The organism is Streptomyces sp. cmx-4-9, assembly GCF_046548835.1.
Classification (GTDB): domain Bacteria; phylum Actinomycetota; class Actinomycetes; order Streptomycetales; family Streptomycetaceae; genus Streptomyces.
Genome location: NZ_JAEBEE010000001.1, coordinates 608,748 through 627,963, shown reverse-complemented (window position 1 = coordinate 627,963; position 19,216 = coordinate 608,748). Strand labels below are relative to the sequence as shown.

Annotated in this window: 17 protein-coding genes; 12 read left to right on the top strand and 5 right to left on the bottom strand. The window is 72.3% G+C overall.

Annotated features, from left to right (window positions below):
* Positions 1-12: 12 nt before the first annotated feature.
* Positions 13-1,230 carry a PucR family transcriptional regulator gene (locus ACLJTM_RS03020; RefSeq protein WP_411101738.1) on the bottom strand — a complete coding sequence of 406 codons (1,218 nt, stop codon included), beginning with the start codon at positions 1,228-1,230 and terminating at the stop codon, positions 13-15.
* 199 nt (positions 1,231-1,429) lie between these two features.
* On the opposite strand from ACLJTM_RS03020, the gene ACLJTM_RS03015 reads away from it, so the two are divergent.
* Positions 1,430-2,356, top strand: coding sequence for a proline dehydrogenase family protein (locus tag ACLJTM_RS03015; RefSeq protein WP_411101737.1), 927 nt, complete (start codon positions 1,430-1,432; stop codon positions 2,354-2,356).
* A 32-nt stretch (positions 2,357-2,388) separates the two neighbouring features.
* Positions 2,389-4,020 carry an L-glutamate gamma-semialdehyde dehydrogenase gene (gene pruA / locus ACLJTM_RS03010; protein WP_411101736.1) on the top strand — a complete coding sequence of 544 codons (1,632 nt, stop codon included), beginning with the start codon at positions 2,389-2,391 and terminating at the stop codon, positions 4,018-4,020.
* Positions 4,021-4,139: 119 nt separating this feature from the next.
* On the opposite strand, the gene ACLJTM_RS03005 is transcribed toward pruA, so the two are convergent.
* Entirely contained in the window at positions 4,140-4,841 is a 702-nt protein-coding gene (locus ACLJTM_RS03005) for a nitroreductase family protein (protein WP_411101735.1), read from the bottom strand.
* 212 nt (positions 4,842-5,053) lie between these two features.
* On the opposite strand from ACLJTM_RS03005, the gene ACLJTM_RS03000 reads away from it, so the two are divergent.
* The 4 genes from ACLJTM_RS03000 to ACLJTM_RS02985 all read left to right on the top strand — a co-directional run bounded on the left by ACLJTM_RS03000 (position 5,054) and on the right by ACLJTM_RS02985 (position 8,683).
* Complete coding sequence (locus ACLJTM_RS03000; RefSeq protein ID WP_411101734.1) at positions 5,054-5,593, top strand: GNAT family N-acetyltransferase; 540 nt, start codon at positions 5,054-5,056, stop codon at positions 5,591-5,593.
* 426 nt (positions 5,594-6,019) lie between these two features.
* On the top strand, positions 6,020-6,151 hold the full coding sequence (locus tag ACLJTM_RS02995) for a hypothetical protein (RefSeq protein WP_267886449.1): 132 nt from the start codon (positions 6,020-6,022) through the stop codon (positions 6,149-6,151).
* Between the two features lie 179 nt (positions 6,152-6,330).
* On the top strand, positions 6,331-7,371 hold the full coding sequence (locus ACLJTM_RS02990; RefSeq protein WP_411101733.1) for a 3-isopropylmalate dehydrogenase: 1,041 nt from the start codon (positions 6,331-6,333) through the stop codon (positions 7,369-7,371).
* Positions 7,372-7,597: 226 nt separating this feature from the next.
* On the top strand, positions 7,598-8,683 hold the full coding sequence (locus ACLJTM_RS02985) for a branched-chain amino acid aminotransferase (RefSeq protein WP_411101732.1): 1,086 nt from the start codon (positions 7,598-7,600) through the stop codon (positions 8,681-8,683).
* Positions 8,684-8,760: 77 nt separating this feature from the next.
* Here the strand turns inward: ACLJTM_RS02985 and ACLJTM_RS02980 are convergent, their stop codons facing one another.
* Positions 8,761-9,006 (bottom strand): hypothetical protein, encoded by a 246-nt coding sequence (locus tag ACLJTM_RS02980; protein ID WP_411101731.1) that lies wholly within the window; start codon positions 9,004-9,006, stop codon positions 8,761-8,763.
* A gap of 33 nt (positions 9,007-9,039) precedes the next feature.
* Positions 9,040-10,467, bottom strand: coding sequence for a cytosine permease (locus tag ACLJTM_RS02975; protein WP_411101730.1), 1,428 nt, complete (start codon positions 10,465-10,467; stop codon positions 9,040-9,042).
* A gap of 156 nt (positions 10,468-10,623) precedes the next feature.
* On the opposite strand from ACLJTM_RS02975, the gene ureA reads away from it, so the two are divergent.
* The 6 genes from ureA (at position 10,624) to ACLJTM_RS02945 (ending at position 18,316) form a co-directional block, all read left to right on the top strand.
* Complete coding sequence (gene ureA / locus ACLJTM_RS02970; RefSeq protein WP_411101729.1) at positions 10,624-11,397, top strand: urease subunit gamma; 774 nt, start codon at positions 10,624-10,626, stop codon at positions 11,395-11,397.
* A complete protein-coding gene (locus ACLJTM_RS02965; protein WP_411101728.1) occupies positions 11,394-13,127 on the top strand; it encodes an urease subunit alpha in 1,734 nt (577 codons plus the stop codon). Before ureA ends, ACLJTM_RS02965 begins: the two co-directional genes overlap by 4 nt.
* 26 nt (positions 13,128-13,153) lie before the next feature.
* Positions 13,154-14,188 carry an agmatine/peptidylarginine deiminase gene (locus ACLJTM_RS02960; protein WP_411101727.1) on the top strand — a complete coding sequence of 345 codons (1,035 nt, stop codon included), beginning with the start codon at positions 13,154-13,156 and terminating at the stop codon, positions 14,186-14,188.
* A 40-nt stretch (positions 14,189-14,228) separates the two neighbouring features.
* Positions 14,229-14,843, top strand: a complete 615-nt coding sequence (locus tag ACLJTM_RS02955) for a TetR/AcrR family transcriptional regulator (RefSeq protein WP_411101726.1) — start codon at positions 14,229-14,231, stop codon at positions 14,841-14,843.
* Positions 14,844-15,195: 352 nt separating this feature from the next.
* Positions 15,196-16,824 carry a citramalate synthase gene (gene cimA, locus ACLJTM_RS02950; protein ID WP_411101725.1) on the top strand — a complete coding sequence of 543 codons (1,629 nt, stop codon included), beginning with the start codon at positions 15,196-15,198 and terminating at the stop codon, positions 16,822-16,824.
* Between the two features lie 142 nt (positions 16,825-16,966).
* Entirely contained in the window at positions 16,967-18,316 is a 1,350-nt protein-coding gene (locus tag ACLJTM_RS02945; RefSeq protein WP_411101724.1) for a hypothetical protein, read from the top strand.
* A gap of 26 nt (positions 18,317-18,342) precedes the next feature.
* Here the strand turns inward: ACLJTM_RS02945 and ACLJTM_RS02940 are convergent, their stop codons facing one another.
* A complete protein-coding gene (locus ACLJTM_RS02940) occupies positions 18,343-18,969 on the bottom strand; it encodes a YceI family protein (RefSeq protein ID WP_411101723.1) in 627 nt (208 codons plus the stop codon).
* Positions 18,970-19,216: the final 247 nt, after the last annotated feature.

Below are 19,216 nucleotides of genomic sequence, written 5' to 3'. Positions count from 1 at the left end.
GGCCGCGCCCGGTCAGGCCTGGAGGCGGGAGGCCTTCAGCGCCATGTGCAGCAGCAGGCGGTCCTCGCCCGCGTCCAGGTCGAGGCCGGTCAGCTGCTCCACCCGGCCCAGCCGGTAGTACAGGGTCTGGCGGTGGATGCCCAGGGCGGCGGCCGCGCGGCCGGCCTGGCCGGCGCAGTCCAGGAACACCTCGGCGGTCCGGGCGAGTTCCCGGTGCGCCGGCGCCAGCAGGGGGCGGGCCGAGGGGTCGCCGGCCGGGTCCGAGGCGAGGTCGGCCAGCATCCGGTACGGGCCGATCCCCGACCACTGGGCGACGGGGCCGAGCCGGGGCTGCGCCGCAGCCGCCCGGGCAGCCGCCGCGGCCTGCCGCCATCCGGCGGACAGCTCCGTGAGGGCCCTGACCGGCTCCGCGACCCCTGCCGTGATCCCGGCCGCGCCCCCCGCTGCCGGTACGCCGCCGGCAGCCGGTGCAGCCTGCGACAGCAGCCGCGAGGCCAGGTTCACGGCCGGGGTGAGGGTGTCCGTCGAGCGGAGCCTGACCAGGACCGCGAGGGCCCGTCCGGCGCCGCGGCCGCCCTCCTGGCCCGGGCCGGCCTCCGCCCCGCCCGAAGCCCGCCAGGGCGCCACGCACACGGCTGCGGCCCCCGGCACCGACTGCAGGGCCTCGCCCGACCAGGGGGCCAGGCACACCACCGCGTGCGTGCCCTCGCCGCCCGCGCCGAGCGCGACCCGCAGCGCGGCCACCGCCATGTCCTGCTGCCAGCCCCGCCCCGCCGTGAGCACGGCAAGGAACTCCCGCGACAGGTCGGCCCCCGCCTTCGCCTCCTCGGCGAGCAGCACCCCGATCCGCCGCGCCACCTCCATGGCCGCGGCCAGCGCCTGCGGCCCGGGGCCGGGCTCCTGGTCCAGCAGCCACACGTAGCCCTGGACGACCTCGCGGAAGCGCACCGGCAGGCAGATCCGTCCCCGGTGCACTCCGGCCTCCGGGGCGGCGGGGATCCGCACGGGGCCGGTGGCCCGGGCGATGCCGAAGGCCTCGAACCAGGACCGGACGGCGGCCGTCGACTGCCGGGTCAGGATGGAGCGGGTGCGGACGGGGTCCATGACGGCGTCGTCGTCGCTGTCGTGTGCGCCGAAGGCGATGAGGCGGAAGTCGCGGTTCTCCAGCGTCGCCGGCGCGCCCAGCAGCGCCGAGATCTCGTCCACCAGGTCCTGGTAATCGCCTTTCACCCGGCCATTCTCCCATCCGCCGCGGGCCCCTTCAGACATGTGTATGAGATCGCGACCACGGATGCGTGACAGCTGTCGATGGCAGAGGATCAAAGCGATCCTTAGGTTTCACGGTGGTTTTACTTGCGTTTCCCTGACGGCCCCGCCCGACCGGCGGCGGACCGTCCGCCCGCTTCTGCCACCCGTTGGAGGTGCCCCCGTGCTGGGTCCCGTGATCCTCGCCGCCTCGCGCAGCGACAAGATGCGCCGCATCGTCTCTGCCGCCCCGGTGACCAAGCCCGTGGTGACCCGGTTCATCCCCGGCGAGACGGTTGACCAGGTGATCCCGATCGTCGAGGAGCTCACCCGCAAGGGCCTCGAAGTCACCCTCGACGTCGTCGGCGAAGACATCACCACGGTGGAGCAGTCGCACGCCGCGCGCGACGCCTACCTGGAGCTCATCGGCCGCCTGGAGGCCCTGGGCCTCGGCGAGACCGTCGAGATGTCGGTCAAGCTGTCGATGTTCGGCCAGGCGCTGGAGGGCGGCCACGAGCTCGCCCTCGCCAACGTCCGCCCCGTCGTCGAGGCGGCCGCCGCGATCGGCACCACCGTCACCCTGGACGCCGAGGACCACACCACCCTCGACTCCATGTTCGCCATCCACGAGGAGCTGCGCCGGGACTTCCCGCAGACCGGCTGCGTGATCCAGGCGTACCTCTTCCGCACGGAGGCCGATGCCCGCCGCCTGGCCGCCGCCGGCAGCCGCGTCCGGATCGTGAAGGGCGCCTACAAGGAGCCCGCCGAGGTCGCGTACCTGGACAAGGCCGAGATCGACAAGGCGTACGTCCGCATCATGAGGATCCTCATGGACGGCGAGGGCTACCCGATGATCGGCTCCCACGACCCGCGCCTGATCGCCATCGCGCAGGAGCTGGCCCGGCAGGCCGGCCGCAAGCCGGACGAGTACGAGTTCCAGATGCTGTACGGCATCCGCAGCGAGGAGCACCTGCGGCTGGCCGCGGAGGGGCACCGGATGCGCGTCTACACCGCGTACGGGACGGACTGGTACGGCTACTTCATGCGCCGCCTCGCGGAGAAGCCCGCCAACCTCCTGTTCTTCCTCCGCTCGATGATCACCAAGAACTAGGCACCCCACTAGCTCAAGGAGTTACCAGCCCCATGGATGCTGTGACCCAGGTCCCCGCGCCGGTCAACGAGCCGGTCCACTCGTACGCCCCCGGCACCCCGGAGCGCGCGCGCCTCGAAGCACAGCTCAAGCAGCTGTCCGAGAACCCCATCGACCTCCCGATGACGATCAACGGTGTCAAGCGGATGGGCGCCGGCGAGCGCTTCGACGTGGTGCAGCCGCACGACCACAAGTCCGTCATCGGCACCTACGCCAACGCCACCCGGGCCGACGCTCAGGAGGCCGTCGACGCCGCCCTGGCCGCCGCCCCGGCCTGGCGCTCGATGGCCTTCGACGACCGCGCCGCGATCATCCTGCGCGCCGCCGAACTGCTGTCCGGTCCCTGGCGCGAGAAGCTCGCCGCCTCCACCATGCTGGGCCAGTCGAAGACGGCGCAGCAGGCCGAGATCGACACCCCGTGCGAGCTCGTCGACTTCTGGCGCTTCAACGTCCACTTCGCCCGCCAGATCATGGCCGAGCAGCCGGTCGCGAACTCCGCCGGCGTGTGGAACCGCAGCGACCACCGGCCGCTGGAGGGCTTCGTCTACGCGATCACGCCGTTCAACTTCACGGCCATCGCGGGCAACCTGCCGACCGCCCCCGCCCTCATGGGCAACGTGGTCGTCTGGAAGCCGTCCCCCACGCAGACCCACTCCGCGGTCCTCCTGATGGAGCTCCTGGAGGAGGCCGGCCTCCCCAAGGGCGTCATCAACCTGGTCACCGGCGACGGCATCGCGGTCTCCGAGGTGGCCCTGAACCACCCCGAGCTGGCCGGCATCCACTTCACCGGCTCGACCAAGACCTTCCAGTACCTGTGGAAGACGGTCGGCAACAACATCGAGAAGTACCGGTCTTACCCGCGCCTGGTCGGCGAGACCGGCGGCAAGGACTTCGTCGTCGCGCACCCGTCCGCGGACCGCGCCACCCTGAAGACCGCCCTGACCCGCGGCTCCTTCGAGTTCCAGGGCCAGAAGTGCTCGGCGTCCTCGCGCGCCTACATCCCGGCCTCGATCTGGAACGACGGCTTCAAGGAGGCCTTCGCGGCCGAGGTCGACGGCATCGCCATGGGCGACGTCCGCGACCTGACCAACTTCATCGGCGCCGTCATCGACGAGCGCTCCTTCGCGAAGAACAAGGCCGCGATCGACCGCGCCAAGGCCGACCCGACCTGCGAGATCGTGGCCGGCGGCAGCTACGACGACACGGAGGGCTACTTCGTCCGCCCGACCGTCATCGCCTGCACCGACCCGGAGAACGAGGTCTTCACGACCGAGTACTTCGGCCCGATCCTTGCGGTCCACGTCTACGAGGACGCGGACTTCGACGCCATGCTCGCGCAGATGGAGTCGGTCTCGGCCTACGCCCTGACCGGTTCGATCATCGCGGCTGACCGCTACGCGGCCGCCGATGCGATGGAGAAGCTCCGCTTCGCGGCGGGCAACTTCTACATCAACGACAAGTCGACCGGCGCCGTGGTCGGCCAGCAGCCCTTCGGCGGCGGCCGCGCCTCCGGCACCAACGACAAGGCCGGCGCCGCGACCAACCTCCAGCGCTGGACCTCGACCCGGTCCATCAAGGAGACCCTGGTCGCGCCGACCGAGTACGGCTACCCCCACATGGGCTGACCTCCGCCCCGCCGAGCCCCGCCCCCGCCCCGGTACCCCCAAGTCCGGAGCGGGGGCGGTCTCCATTCCGGGGCGCCGGTCCCGGGCCGCGGTGCTTGAGGCCCCGTCGGTCCCGGCCCCTACACCTCCACGATGACCTGGTCGAGGGACTTGCGGAGCAGGTCCGGTACCTCGCAGTCCTCCGACGGGTACCCGACCGGGACGACCGCGAAGGCCTTCTCGTTCTCCGGGCGCCCCAGGACCTGCGACAGGAACCGCATCGGGCTCGGCGTGTGGACCAGCGCGGCCAGGCCCGACAGGTGGAGCGCGGACAGGAGCATGCCGACGGCGATGCCGACCGACTCGTCGACGTAGTAGTGCTTGCGCTTCGCACCGTCGGGGCCGAGCCAGTACCGCTGCTGGAAGACCACGATCAGCGCCGGGGCGTCGGTCAGGTGCGTCTTCACCGCGTCCGTGCCCAGCGGGCGCAGGGCCGCAAGCCACTGGTCGCCGAGCCGTCCGTCGTAGGACAGCAGCTCCTCCTGCTCGGCGGCGGCGCGGATCCGGGCCCGCACGGCCGGGTCCTTGACCAGGACGAAGGTCCAGGGCTGCTGGTGCGCGCCGGAGGGAGCGGTCGCGGCGCAGGCGATGGCGTCCCGGACGGCCTGCTCGGGCACCGGGTCGGGCGAGAAGTGGCGTACGGTGCGCCGCTCGTCCATCCGGGCCCGCAACGCGGCGGCCCGCGCCAGGGATTCCGGCCCCGGCATGCGGGCGGGCTGGTAGGCGACGGGTCGGTACGGCTGGCCGTGGGTGGGCGTCCACTGCGTGGTCTCGGGTGACATGGGCCGAGTGTGCCGAGGCCGCGCCCGGGCCCGCCAGAGCCGCTTCGGCCGATTCCGGCCGGTGCATGCCCCTTGGCGTCCGCATGCCGGGACCGGCCCCCGGGCGGCGGCCCTTGGTACGGTCCGGCTACGGGCCCGTGGGACGCGGGCGCCGCACGGGCGGCCCCGCGCGCGCCGGGCCGGGCCCGGTACACCGACCGGCGGGAGCAGCCATGGGCACACGGACCGTGCACACCTCGGAGCTGTCCGGCGGCGAGCCGGAGGAGATCCGGGGCCTGCTCGACGAGGCCTTCGACGGGGACTTCGGCGACGAGGACTTCGCGCACGCACTCGGCGGGATGCACGTGCTGGTCCGCGACGCGGGCGGGGTGCTCGTCGCGCACGGCAGCGTGGTGCAGCGTCAGGTCGTGCACCGCGGCCGCGCCCTGCGGACCGGGTACGTCGAGGCGGTGGGGGTACGGGCCGGCCTGCGGCGGCAGGGGCTCGGCGGACGGGTGGTGGCCGCGCTCGAACGGATCGTGGCGGGGGCGTACGAACTCGGCGCGCTGTCGGCCTCGGAGGCGGGCGCGGCCCTCTACGAGAGCCGCGGCTGGCGGCCGTGGGACGGGCGGATCGGGACCCTCTCGCCGGACGGGCCGCTGCGGCTCCCCGAGGAGGAGGGCAGCACCTATGTGTGGGCCCCGCCCGGCGGGATCCGGCTGGACCCCGCGGGACGGCTCGACTTCGACTGGCGCAACGGGGACGTGCTGTAGCCGCGGCTGCGAGCCGGCCCGGGCACCGCGCCCGCAGGCCTCCGGCACCGCCGCCATGGGCCGCTCGGGGCGCCCGGGACGGGTGGGATACGTCACTGCGGTGGAATCCGGGTCGACTTCCTCTGGACCGGGTCTGACCTGCGAATTCACCCTCGAAGTGGGGGTAAGAGGAGCCGTGGAAGGGGTCGTTCCGGGGCGATCCGCGTCTCAGATAGTAGGAAGTCCGAGTAATTGCGAGGACATCCAGCAGGACCTGGCCTAGCTTGGTAGAAGCCGAACGTCTCGCCGATCAGGCGAATGGCGGTCGAGAGCGCGCGCCCCTGGCAGGCAACCCCTGCGGCGCACGGCTCCCCGCCTCTTCCGGCGCCTTGAAGGAACCCCTCATCCGTGGCCCCGCCACGCCGTGATCTCAAGGAGTCGATCCACATGACCCCCACCACCGCTGCCGTCCGCCGCATCCGCCACTCCTCCACGGCCGACGCCGACCGCAAGAACGCCGCCGCCGCCCTCCAGCGGGCCCTGGACCGCCGTGACAACGGCGGCTCGACCGGCCACTGACCCACCACCCGGCCGCCCCGACGTCCTGCGTCCCGCGGGATCCACCGGATCCCGCGGGCCGTGCGGCTCCCCGCTTCCACAGCCTCCCGGGCCCGTCGGCAGCGCCGGCCGCAGGACCCGTTGGTCCGAATAGTGGACGCCATGTGTCTGAGGGCTGATACACGGAGTACGGTTTCGCCATGTCGACCAGCATCAATCTCGCAGTGATCCCCGGTGATGGCATCGGCCAGGAAGTCGTGGCTCAGGGCCTCAAGGTCCTTACCGCGGTCCTGCCCCAGGACGTGAAGCTGGAGACCCGGCAGTACGACCTCGGCGCCCAGCGCTGGCACCGCACCGGCGAGACCCTCCCGGACGCGGAGCTCGAATCCCTGCGCCACCACGACGCGATCCTCCTGGGCGCCATCGGCGATCCCTCGGTCCCGTCCGGCGTGCTGGAACGCGGCCTGCTGCTCAAGCTCCGCTTCGCCTTCGACCACTTCATCAACCTGCGCCCGTCGAAGCTGTTCCCCAACACGGCCACCCCGCTCGCCGGCCGCCCGGAGATCGACTTCGTCGTGGTCCGCGAGGGCACCGAGGGCCCGTACACCGGCAACGGCGGCAGCCTGCGCACCGGCACCCCCGCCGAGGTCGCCACCGAGGTCAGCGTCAACACGGCCTACGGCGTGGAGCGCGTCGTCCGCGACGCCTTCGAGCGGGCGAACGCCCGCCCCCGCAGGAAGCTGACGCTGGTCCACAAGAACAACGTCCTCGTGTACGCCGGCCACCTGTGGAAGAACACCTTCGACCAGGTCGCCCGGGAGTACCCCGGGGTCACCACCGACTACCTGCACGTCGACGCCGCGACGATCTTCTTCGTCACCCAGCCGGAGCGCTTCGACGTCATCGTGACGGACAACCTCTTCGGTGACATCCTCACCGACCTCGCCGCTGCCGTGACCGGCGGCATCGGCCTCGCCGCCTCCGGGAACATCAACCCGACCGGCGCCTTCCCGTCCATGTTCGAGCCCGTCCACGGCTCGGCCCCGGACATCGCCAGCACCGGCAAGGCGGACCCGACCGCGACGATCCTCTCGGTCGCCCTCCTGCTGCGCCACCTCGGCTACGAGGAGCAGGCCGTCCGCATCGAGGACGCGGTCTCCGCGGACCTGGCCGCACGCGACGGCAGCTTCCGCTCCACCGACGAGATCGGCGACGCCCTCGCCGCGCGAGTAGCCGGCTGACCCTGGCAGCTCCACCTCGGGAAAGCCGCCAGGCAACAAATTGCCCGGCGGCTTTTCCTGTGCGGCCCCGGGTGCCACCATCTCCCCTGGGCCGCATCCCCCGTTTCACCGAAGCCTCCCTGCGCGCGATAATCGAACGCGAGGCCGCGGAATGCGGGGAAGCTCGGACGTCCTGGTACGCCGTGAGCGCGGTCCGCCATACACAACCGGTGAAGGACAAGCACTCATGACGACGCCCACGATCGAGCTCAAGCCCTCCTCGAACCCGCTGTCCGACGCGGAGCGCGAGGCGATCCTGGCCAGCCCCGGCTTCGGCCGCCACTTCACCGACAACATGGTGACGATCAAGTGGACCGAGGGCCGCGGCTGGCACGACGCCGAGCTGGTCCCGTACGCCCCGCTGTCGATCGACCCCGCGAACATGACGCTGCACTACGCGCAGACGATCTTCGAGGGCCTCAAGGCCTACCGACAGCCCGACGGCACCGTCGCCACCTTCCGCCCCGAGGCCAACGCGGAGCGCTTCCGGACCTCCGCCCGCCGCATGGCGATGCCGGAGCTGCCCGCCGAGCTGTTCATCGAGGCCTGCGACGCCCTCATCAAGCAGGACCGCGCCTGGGTCCCGGACTCGGGCGAAGCCTCTCTGTACCTGCGGCCGTTCATGTTCGCCAGCGAGGTCGGCCTCGGCGTCCGCCCGGCCAACGAGTTCCTCTTCATCGTCATCGCCTCGCCCGCCGGCGCGTACTTCCCCGGCGGCGTGAAGCCCGTCTCCGTGTGGCTGTCCGAGGACTACGTGCGTGCGGTCAAGGGCGGCACCGGCGCGGCCAAGACCGGCGGCAACTACGCCGCCTCCCTGGTCGCGCAGGCCCAGGCCGCCTCGCACGGCTGCGACCAGGTGGTCTGGCTCGACGCCGTCGAGCACCGCTGGATCGAGGAAATGGGCGGCATGAACCTGTACTTCGTGTACGGGGACCGCATCGTCACCCCCGAGCTGACCGGCTCGCTCCTTCCCGGCATCACCCGCGACTCCCTCCTCACCATCGCGCGGGACCTCGGCTACACCGCCGAGGAAGGCCGCATCACCACCGAGGACTGGAAGCGCGACAACGAGAACGGCACCCTGACCGAGGTCTTCGCCTGCGGCACCGCCGCCGTCATCACCCCGGTCGGCTCGGTCAAGTCCGAGCGCGCCGACTGGATCCAGGGCGACGGCCTGCCCGGCCAGGTCACCATGCGCCTGCGCAAGGCCCTGCTGGAGCTGCAGACCGGCCACGCCGCCGACCCGCACGGCTGGATGCACCCGCTCGGCTAGAGCCGCCCGGCCCACACGGCCGCAGTACCCGCAGGCCCCCCGCGTACCCACTGCCCGGGGGGCCTCCGGGCGCCGGGTCAGTGCTTCCGGTCGGCCTCGGGCGCCTCGCCTGCCCCGTCCGCCCCGCCTGCCCCGTCCGGCCCGTCCGGCCGTTGGGCCTCGTCCCGCCCGTGGTCCTCGGCAGTCCCGCCCTCCGGCTTCTTCCGGCGCTGCGCGTCCGCCGCGTCGGGGCCGCCCAGGGCCGTGAGGGTGTCACCGAACGCGTAGGCCAGGCCTGCGACCCCCTTGACGATCTTCGTCGCCACATATGCGAGCTCTTCCACGACGCCTCCCCGTGTCGTTCCCGGTGGCCCGTACTAGTCGGCCGCCACCGCTGTCTGCCCTGCCGGACCGGCGGCGGGAGCCGCCTGCGGCCGGATCGCCAGCGCGGAGTAGAGCGCACCGCCGACCAGCCCCGACAGGATGAAACTGCAGTCCACCCCGCCGGTCAGGCCCAGCAGCGGACCCTCGTACACCGGGGAGGACACGGCCGCCAGTCCCACGGCCGCGCCGGCCGCCCACGAGGCGGTGGCGCGGAGGTTCCAGCCGCCGCTGTACCAGTAGACGCCGCCGCGGGCCCGACGGTTGAACACCTGGAGCGCATCCGGATCGTAGACCCCGCGGCAGCGCACGTAGCCGATGAGGGTGATCACGGCCCACGGGGTGCCGAGCGCGGTCAGCACCAGGACGAACGAGGTCATCGCCGACTGCACGTCCCACTCGAAGGAGCCGACGAAGACGAAGGCGGTGGCGACGGCCGCGGCGACGAGCGTGGCCGTGGTCCGGGTCGCCCTCGGCACGATCGCGTCGAGGTCGAGGCCCATCGAGTACAGCATCAGCCCCGCGTTGCCCACCGAGCCGGCCGCGGCGGCAGCCAGCAGCGGCACCAGGTACCAGAACGGTGCGGCGTCCACGAGCGGGCCGGCGTACTCGGCACCGGCCCGCGCGGCCAGTGCCGTGAAGGTGCCGAACAGCTGGGGCACCAGCAGACCCACGAGCAGACCGGAGCCGGTGGCCCACAGCACCGTACGGGAACCGTGCCGGTGCGGGGAGATGTAGCGGGTGTAGTCGCCGAGCAGGGTGATGAAGGCGACCGGGCCGCTGAGCCCGGCGGCGACGGCGGCCAGCAGCCAGGTCGGCCAGAAGGAGCCGAGCAGGTACGGGGTCTGCGGCGGTGCGGCGGTGGTGAAGTCCCCGGCGTAGGCGAGGACCCCGGCGGCCAGCAGCACGAGCATGCCGATCGAGAGGATCTTGCTCATGCGCAGCAGCAGCCGGTAGCCGAAGACGGCCGCGACCACGGTGCAGGCGGCCAGGGCCCCGTACATCGCCGACCGTGAGAGGCCGGTGTCGGGGAGCCCGGTGAGCCGGGAGAGGACGCCGACCATCACGTCGCCGCCGATCCACAGGGTGAGGGCGGTGTAGCCGAGGGAGAGCAGCAGGCCGACCACGGAGCCGACCAGGCGGCCGCGGACGCCGAACTGGGCGCCGCTGGACGTGGAGAGGTTGGTCCCGGTACGCAGGGAGACCAGGGCGAGCGGCGCGGTGAAGGCGATGCCGGCGAGCGTACCGGCCACGATGGCGGTGACCGAGGGCCACAGGCCGAGTCCGAAGGACGGCGGCAGCCAGCCGAAGACGATCACGCCGAGACAGAGGTTGGAGCCCAGGAGGATCGAGACCAGGTCGCGGGGACCGCTCGTCCGCTCCTCCTCGGGAATGGTGTCGACTCCGCGCTGTTCGATGGGCATAGGGGGACTCCCTTGGCGGGGCGGCGGGGATGTACGAGAAGTTTGAGCGACACTCAATGTGACGCAGGCCCTGCCGCCAGGTCAATCATTCCCAGCGAGGAAATGAAGAGTTAGAGTGATGCTCTAACCCATTGACTCAAGAGGTGGTGGATCGGCGTGCGGCTGACCCCTACGGAGCGCGACCGCCTGCTGCTGCGCAGCGCGGCCGAACTGGCCAGGGCCCGGCGGGCCCGGGGCCTCAGGCTCAACGTCCCGGAGGCCACCGCGCTGATCGCGGACACGGTCTGCGAGGCGGCCCGTGACGGCAAGCGGCTGGCGGAGGCCATCGAGGAGGCCTGCAGCGTCCTCGGCCCCGGTGACGTCCTGCCGGGCGTGGCCGACGTGGTCACCGAGGTGCACGTGGAGGCCGTCTTCGACGACGGGTCCCGCCTCGCGGTGGTCTCCTCACCCGTCCGGGGCGCCGCTCCGCTCGGCGAGGACGCCCCCGGCGCGGTCCTGCCCGGCCCCGGCGCCCCGCAGCCGGAACCAGTCGTGACCCTGCACGTGCGCAACACGGCCCCCGTGCCGGTCAGCGTCACCTCCCACTTCCACTTCTTCGAGGCCAACCCGCGCCTCGACTTCGACCGCGCCGCCGCCTACGGGATGCGGCTCTGCGTCCCGGCGGGCTCCTCCGTACGGTTCGACCCGCACGGCGAGGGCGAGGTCGGCCTCGTCCCGATCGGCGGCGAGCGCATCGCGGTCGGATTCGCGGGACTGGTCGACGGCCCCCTGGACGCTCCCGGGGCCAGGGAGCTGGCACTGGAGCGCGCCGCCGCCTGCGGCTACCTGGGCGCGGCCCCCCACCGGGACCCCCACGGCGGCCCGGTGACCGGCACCGGCACCGGCCCCGGCACCGGCACCACCGAGCACGCGGACGGAGAACAGGCGTGAGCAGGAAGACCCCGCACAGCGACCACTGCGCACCGGGCAGCCGGCACATCGACCCGCACGAGTACGCCTCCGTCTTCGGCCCGCGGGCCGGGGACCGGGTGCGGCTCGGCGACTCCGGGCTCACCGTGCGGGTGGAGTCGGATGCGCAGAAGCCGGGCGACGAGTTCCTGGCCGGTTTCGGCAAGACGGCCCGGGACGGGCTGCACCTGAAGGCCGCCGCGGTACGGGACACCTGCGACGTGGTCATCAGCAACGTCCTGGTGATCGACGCCGTCCTCGGCATCCGCAAGGTGTCCATCGGCATCCGCGAGGGCCGGATCCACGCGATCGGCAGGGCCGGCAATCCGGACACCCTCGACGGAGTCGACGTCGTGGTCGGCACGGGCACCTCGATCGTCTCCGGCGAAGGCATGATCGCCACCGCCGGAGCGGTGGACACCCATGTGCACCTGCTCTCCCCACGGATCATGGAAGCCTCGCTCGCCGCAGGCGTCACCACGATCATCGGCCAGGAGTTCGGCCCCGTCTGGGGCGTCGGGGTCAACTCCCCGTGGGCCCTCAAGCACGCCTTCAACGCCTTCGACGCATGGCCGGTCAACATCGGCTTCCTGGCCCGGGGCTCCTCCTCGGATGCGGCGCCCCTGGTGGAGGCGCTGGCCGAAGGCGGTGCGTCCGGCTTCAAGGTGCACGAGGACATGGGCGCGCACACCCGGGCGCTGGACACGGCGCTGCGGGTGGCGGAGGAGCACGACGTGCAGGTCGCCCTGCACAGTGACGGGCTGAACGAGTGCCTCTCCGTCGAGGACACCCTGCGGGTGCTGGACGGCCGGACGATCCACGCCTTCCACATCGAGGGCTGCGGCGGCGGTCACGTGCCCAATGTGCTGAAGATGGCGGGCGTGCCGAACGTCATCGGCTCCTCCACCAATCCGACGCTGCCCTTCGGCCGGGACGCGGTCGCCGAGCACTACGGCATGATCGTCTCGGTCCACGACCTGAAGCCGGACCTGCCGGGCGACGCGGCGATGGCCCGCGACCGGATCCGGGCCGGGACGATGGGGGCCGAGGACGTCCTGCACGACCTCGGTGCGATCGGGATCACCTCCTCCGACGCCCAGGGCATGGGCCGCGCCGGCGAGACCATCCGCCGCACCTTCGCCATGGCCGCGAAGATGAAGGGCGAACTCGGCCCGCTGGAGGGCGACGGCGCAGGCGACGACAACGCCCGCGTCCTGCGCTACATCGCCAAGCTGACCATCAACCCGGCCATCGCGCACGGCCTGTCGCACGAGATCGGCTCCATCGAGGTCGGCAAACTCGCCGACATCGTGCTCTGGCGCCCGCAGTTCTTCGGCGCCAAACCCCAGCTGGTCCTCAAGTCCGGCTTCCCCGCCTACGGAGTCACCGGCGACCCCAATGCCGCCACCGACACCTGCGAACCACTCGTCCTCGGACCGCAGTTCGGCTCGTACGGGGCCACCGCCGCCGACATCTCCGTCGCCTTCGTCTCGGCCGCCGCCGCGGCGCTCGGCAGCGACGAGATGCCCACCCGCCGGCGCCGGGTCGCCGTCCGCGGCACCCGCGGCATCGGCCCCGGCGACCTGCTCCTCAACTCCCGGGTGGGCGCGGTCGACGTGGACGCGCGCAGCGGGCTGGTCTCCCTCGACGGGGAACCCCTGCGCTCCGAAGCCGCCGAATCGGTCTCCCTCAACCGCCTGTACTTCCTGTAAGCCGGCACTGCCCGTAAGGATTCGCCATGACCAAGCCCGCCGACCACGGCTTCCGGATGCCCGCCGAGTGGACCCCCCACGAGCGCACCTGGATGGCCTGGCCCCGCCCCAACCCGACCTTCACCGACGCGCAGGAACTTGCCGAGGCCCGCGAGGCCTGGGGCGCGGTGGCCCGGGCGGTGCGCGCCTTCGAGCCCGTGACCCTCGTGGTCGCGCCCGGTGACGCCGAGAGCGCCCGCGCGATCGTCGGCCAGGACGTGCAGCTCGTCGAGCAGGAGCTCGACGACGCCTGGATGCGCGACATCGGCCCGACCTTCGTGACCAACGACGCCGGTGAACTCGCGGCCGTCGACTGGACCTTCAACGGCTGGGGAGCCCAGGAGTGGGCCCGCTGGGAGCACGACTCGAAGATCGCCCGCCACGTGTCCGACGCGGCCGGCAGCCGCACGTACAGCACCCCGCTGGTCAACGAGGGCGGCGCCCTCCACGTCGACGGGGAGGGGACCGTGCTCCTCACCGACACCGTGCAGCTCGGCGAGGGCCGCAATCCCGGCTGGACCCGCCCGCAGGTCGAGGCGGAGGTCCACGCGCACCTCGGCACCACGAAGGCCATCTGGCTGCCGTACGGCCTGGCCGGCGACTACGGCACCTACGGCACGCAGGGGCACGTGGACATCGTCGCCGCCTTCGCCCGCCCCGGCGTCGTGATGGTGCACACCCAGCCCGACCCGGCGCACCCGGACCACGAGCGCTGCAAGACCATCGCGGCGATCCTGCGCGCCTCCACCGACGCCCGCGGACGGCAGCTGGAGGTCGTGGAGGTCCCCGCGCCGACCGTGCTGGAGGAGGACGGGGAGTGGGTGGACTACTCCTACATCAACCACTACCTGTGCAACGGCGGCGTGGTCCTGTGCGCCTTCGACGACCCGCGCGACGAGGAGGCGGCCGAGATCTTCCGCGGACTGTTCCCCGAGCGGACCGTGACCCTGGTCGACGCACGTACGATTTTCGCGGGGGGTGGCGGTATCCACTGCATCACCCAGCAGCAGCCGAAGGTCTGATCCGCGGACGCACGGCAGCCGACCGACGAGGAGTGGGCCCATGGTGGCGGGTGGAGTACCGGTACGGGCGGCGCGCAAGAACGCGCCCCCGCGCGAGGACGTACTCGTCGCCGCCATGGCCATGATCGCCGAGCGCGGCCTGGAGGGCCTGACCATGGCCGGGCTCGGCCGCGAGGTCGGCATGAGCAGCGGCCACCTCCTCTACTACTTCCGCAGCAAGGACGAGCTGCTGCTGCAGACCCTGGAGTGGAGCGAGGCCGCGCTGGGCACCGAGCGCCGGGCCCTGCTCGCCCGCCGCGGCCCGGTGCGCGAACGCCTGCGCGCGTACGTCGACCTGTACGTGCCCACGCAGGCCCGCGACCCGCACTGGACCCTGTGGCTGGAGGTCTGGAACCGCTCGCAGAACGCCGGCCCGCAGGAACGCGACCGCCAGGCCGCCATCGAGGGCGCCTGGCACCGCGACCTGGTGGCGCTCCTCGCAGAGGGCGTCTCGCGCGGCGAGTTCCGCACCGTGGACCCCGACCGGGTGGCCGCCCGCATGCGGGCCCTCCTCGACGGGTTCAGCATCCAGCTGGCCGTGGGCCTGCCCGAAGTGGACCGGGAGGCGATCCTCGACCACGTCGGGGAGTTCCTCACCGAGACCCTCACCCCGTAGGGCGCACCGCTGCCGGCCGGTCCGGGCGCGGTGCGCCCGGACCGCGGACCCGGCGCCTGCCCGGATGCTGAGATCCCCGTCCATGCGCGGCGGACGGTGTGGCACACTGCGGGCGTGCCTGCTCAGCTCATGATTATCGCCAGCAGCGCGCCGGTCCTCAGTGGCCGCTGAACCGTGGAAGACCTTCGCGGAAAGCGGCCACGTGCCCCAGACCCGCGCGCAAACCTCTCGCACCCGCGAGAGGTTTTTTCGTTTCCCGGCGCCATCCCTGCCGGGACGTGGACGCGCGCGATGATGGGGGCAGTGGATCCCGGGTCTCCGGAACCACTCATCCGACAGGAGTCAGATCAGCATGACGACGACACCAGAGGCGGCAACTGCGCTGTCCGGAGGCCTGGACGACAGCTTCCACGTCTTCGACACCACCCTGCGCGACGGCGCGCAGCGCGAGGGCATCAACCTCACCGTCGCGGACAAGCTGACGATCGCCCGTCATCTGGACGACTTCGGAGTGGGCTTCATCGAGGGCGGCTGGCCCGGCGCCAACCCCCGCGACACCGAGTTCTTCGCGCGGGCCCGCGCCGAGATCGCGTTCAAGAACGCCCAGCTGGTCGCCTTCGGCGCGACCCGCCGGGCCGGCGGCTCGGCCGCCCAGGACCCGCAGGTGAGGGCCCTGCTGGAATCGGGCGCCCCCGTCGTCACGCTCGTCGCCAAGTCGCACGACCGGCACGTCGAGCTGGCGCTGCGCACGACCCTCGAAGAGAACCTGGAGATGGTCCGCGACACCGTCTCCCACCTGGTCGCATCCGGCCGGCGGGTCTTCGTCGACTGCGAGCACTTCTTCGACGGCTACCGCGCCAACCCCGAGTACGCCAAGGCCGTCGTCCGCACCGCCCACGAGGCCGGCGCCGACGTGGTCATCCTCTGCGACACCAACGGAGGCATGCTGCCCGCGCAGGTGACGGCCACCGTCGCGACCGTCCTCGCCGACACCGGCGCACGGCTGGGCATCCACGCCCAGGACGACACCGGCTGCGCCGTCGCCAACACCCTGGCCGCGGTCGACGCGGGCGCCACCCACGTGCAGTGCACCGCGAACGGCTACGGCGAGCGCGTGGGCAACGCCAACCTCTTCCCCGTCGTGGCCGCACTGGAGATCAAGTACGGCCGCCGAGTGCTCCCCGACGGTGCGCTCGCCGAGATGACCCGGATCTCGCACGCCATCGCCGAGGTCGTCAACCTCACCCCCTCCACGCACCAGCCGTACGTCGGCGTCTCCGCCTTCGCGCACAAGGCCGGCCTGCACGCCTCGGCGATCAAGGTGGACCCGGACCTCTACCAGCACATCGACCCCGAGCGGGTCGGCAACACCATGCGGATGCTGGTCTCCGACATGGCCGGCCGCGCCTCCATCGAGCTCAAGGGCAAGGAGCTCGGCGTCGACCTCGGCGGGGACCGCGCGCTGATCTCCCGGGTCGTGGAGCGGGTCAAGGAGCGCGAGCTCCAGGGCTACACCTACGAGGCCGCCGACGCCTCCTTCGAACTGCTGCTGCGCGCCGAGGCCGAGGGCCGGGCCCGCAAGTACTTCCGCACCGAGTCCTGGCGGGCGATCGTCGAGGACCGGCCGGACGGCACCCACGCCAACGAGGCCACGGTCAAGCTGTGGGCCAAGGGCGAGCGGATCGTCGCGACGGCGGAGGGCAACGGCCCCGTCAACGCGCTGGACCGGGCCCTGCGCGTGGCGCTGGAGCGGTTCTATCCCCAGCTCGCCAAGTTCGAGCTGGTCGACTACAAGGTCCGCATCCTGGAGGGGACGCACGGCACGGAGTCCACGACCCGGGTGCTGGTCTCCACCACCGACGGGGTCCGCGAGTGGGCCACGGTCGGGGTGGCCCCCAACGTGATCGCCGCCTCCTGGCAGGCCCTGGAGGACGCCTTCACCTACGGGCTCCTGCGCGCGGGCGTCGAGCCGCCCGAGTAGTGCGCCGCCCGGCCGTGCGCCCTTCCGGGTGAAGACCGGGCAGCCGCGGCCCCGCGGGGGCGGCGCACGGCCGCCCGCCGGCCGCGGGACGGCTTTATGTCCAGCTCACACAGGAAAGGGCGGGTTCGGGTAGCGTCGTCCTATGAGGACCAGGCCGATATCCGTGCTCGCCTGCCTGCTGCTGGCGCTGTGGCCGGCCGCCCTCGCGGCCGCCCCGCAGGCGTCCGCGGCCACCGGGATCGCCGCCGTGGGGGAGGCCCTCAGGAAGGGCCCCGTCTACGTGGACCCCGGCGCCCGCGCACAGCTGTCCGAGGCGGACGCCGAGGCGCTCGCCCAGAAGATCGAAGACTCCGGGAAGCCGGTGTTCGTCGCCGTGCTGCCCGCCACGGAGCAGTTCCCTCCCGAGGGGCTGCTGGCGGCGGTGCGCGCCCAGACGGGAGTCACCGGGCTGTACGCCGTCCGCCTCGGCGACGGGTTCGACGCCGGCGCGGACCCGTCCGTCATGGCCCCCCGTGCCGTCCGCAACCTCACGGCTTCCGTGAAGACGGGCGCCCCGGCCGACGCCCGCACCCAGCTGGACACCTTCGTGGACCAGGCGGTCGGCCAGGCCCGGGGCCGCGCGCCCGCCTCCTGGGGGACGGCCGGCGCGGACGACGGCGCCCCCGTCGGCGGCCTGATCGCCCTCGGCGCGGTGGCCGTGGCCGGCGGCGGCGGTGCGTACGCGCTGGTCCGCCGCAACCGCCGGAGGAAGGAGGAGGTGCGCCGCGAGGCCGTCCAGCGGCTCGCGGTGGTCGTGGACGAGGACATCACGGCGTTCGGCGAGGAGCTGGAGCGCCTCGACTTCCACCCGGGCGAGCCCGGCGCGGACGAGGCCATGCGCCAGGACTACGCGCAGGGACTCGACTCGTACGAGAAGGCCAAGCAGATCATGGCCTCGGTGCAGTACCCCGAGGAGGTCAAGGGTGTGACCCGGGCGCTGGAGGACGGCCGGTACGCCCTGGCCCGGCTGGACGCCCGGCGCCGGGGACAGCCGCTCCCGGAGCGGCGGGCCCCCTGCTTCTTCGACCCCCGGCACGGGCCCAGCACCCAGGACGCCGACTGGGCCCCGGCGGGCGGCGCCTCCCGTACGGTGCCGGTCTGCGCGGCGGACGCGGTCCGGCTGCGCGACGGACAGGACCCGGCGGTGCGCACCGTCGACACCGAGCACGGTCCGCGCCCCTACTACGACGCCGGCCCGGCGTACGGTCCCTGGGCCGGCGGGTACTTCGGCGGCGGCATGCTCCCCGGCCTGCTGGTCGGCACGATGCTCGGCTCGATGATGGCCGGCCCCGCCTACGCCTCCGACTTCGGCGGCGGGAACGGCTTCGACGGATTCGAGGGAGGGGACGTCTCCGGCGCCGACTTCAACCCGGCCGACTTCGGCGGCGGGGACTTCGGCGGCGGAGGCTTCGACGGCGGCGGGGGCGGATTCGACGGCGGGGGCGGCTTCTAGTGCTGTGACCGGCCTCCCGCCCGGCCTCAGGCCTGGGCCTGCTTGACGGCCGAGATGTCGAAGGTCAGCTTCACCTTGTCGCTGACCATGACGCCACCGGTCTCCAGGGCCGCGTTCCAGGTCAGGCCCCAGTCGGACCGCAGGATCTCGGCGCTGCCCTCGAAGCCGACGCGCTGGTTGCCGTACACGTCGGTCGCGGCGCCGTTGAACTCCAGGTCGATGGAGAGCGGACGGGTGACGTCCTTGATGGTGAGCTCGCCGGTGATGCGGTAGGCATCGCCGCCCAGCTGGCGGGCCTCGGTGGAGCGGAAGGTCATCAGGGGGAAGGTCTCGGCGTCGAAGAAGTCACCGCTGCGCAGGTGGTTGTCGCGGTCGGCGATACCGGTGTCCACCGAGGCGATCGTGACGTCGAGGGTGGCGGTGGACCGGGCCGGGTCGCTGCCGTCGAGGTGCAGGGCGCCCTCGTGCTCGGTGAAGGAGCCGCGGACATTGGTCACCATCGCGTGGCGGACGGTGAAGCCGATGCTGCTGTGGGCGGGGTCGATGGTGTAGTCGCCGGTGAGTGCGGCGAGCGCCGGGTCCACCTCGATCGTGGCGACGGCGGCGCCGTCCGTGACCTGCGACTCCTGGCTGCGGCGGGTGAACAGACCCATGACGTGCTCCTCGGTGGATGCGGATGGCGGTCGTGAATGTTGAACTTTCAACGAGAAAGACGCTAGACCCATTCCGTTGAATTTTCAACATCCAGACAGGGTGTCACGGTGTTTTGTGCGGACCCCACAAAGGACGAAGGGCCCGTATGGCGGAGTCGATGCATCGTCCGGTGGTTCTGTCCGTCCCGGACAGCGGAACACGGCCGAGACTGTGTGGAACCAACGGAGGTTTTTCATGTACGGCTTC

Bases quoted from the DNA above. Each gene is read 5' to 3' on its own strand.
- pruA (WP_411101736.1), top strand. From the start codon at position 2,389: ATGGATGCTGTGACCCAGGTCCCCGCGCCGGTCAACGAGCCGGTCCAC.
- ACLJTM_RS02975 (WP_411101730.1), bottom strand. From the start codon at position 10,467: ATGCCCATCGAACAGCGCGGAGTCGACACCATTCCCGAGGAGGAGCGG.
- ACLJTM_RS03005 (WP_411101735.1), bottom strand. From the start codon at position 4,841: ATGTCACCCGAGACCACGCAGTGGACGCCCACCCACGGCCAGCCGTAC.
- ACLJTM_RS02945 (WP_411101724.1), top strand. From the start codon at position 16,967: ATGAGGACCAGGCCGATATCCGTGCTCGCCTGCCTGCTGCTGGCGCTG.
- cimA (WP_411101725.1), top strand. From the start codon at position 15,196: ATGACGACGACACCAGAGGCGGCAACTGCGCTGTCCGGAGGCCTGGAC.
- ACLJTM_RS02955 (WP_411101726.1), top strand. From the start codon at position 14,229: ATGGTGGCGGGTGGAGTACCGGTACGGGCGGCGCGCAAGAACGCGCCC.
- ACLJTM_RS03000 (WP_411101734.1), top strand. From the start codon at position 5,054: ATGGGCACACGGACCGTGCACACCTCGGAGCTGTCCGGCGGCGAGCCG.
- ACLJTM_RS02940 (WP_411101723.1), bottom strand. From the start codon at position 18,969: ATGGGTCTGTTCACCCGCCGCAGCCAGGAGTCGCAGGTCACGGACGGC.
- ACLJTM_RS02960 (WP_411101727.1), top strand. From the start codon at position 13,154: ATGACCAAGCCCGCCGACCACGGCTTCCGGATGCCCGCCGAGTGGACC.
- ACLJTM_RS02990 (WP_411101733.1), top strand. From the start codon at position 6,331: ATGTCGACCAGCATCAATCTCGCAGTGATCCCCGGTGATGGCATCGGC.
- ACLJTM_RS02995 (WP_267886449.1), top strand. From the start codon at position 6,020: ATGACCCCCACCACCGCTGCCGTCCGCCGCATCCGCCACTCCTCCACG.
- ACLJTM_RS02985 (WP_411101732.1), top strand. From the start codon at position 7,598: ATGACGACGCCCACGATCGAGCTCAAGCCCTCCTCGAACCCGCTGTCC.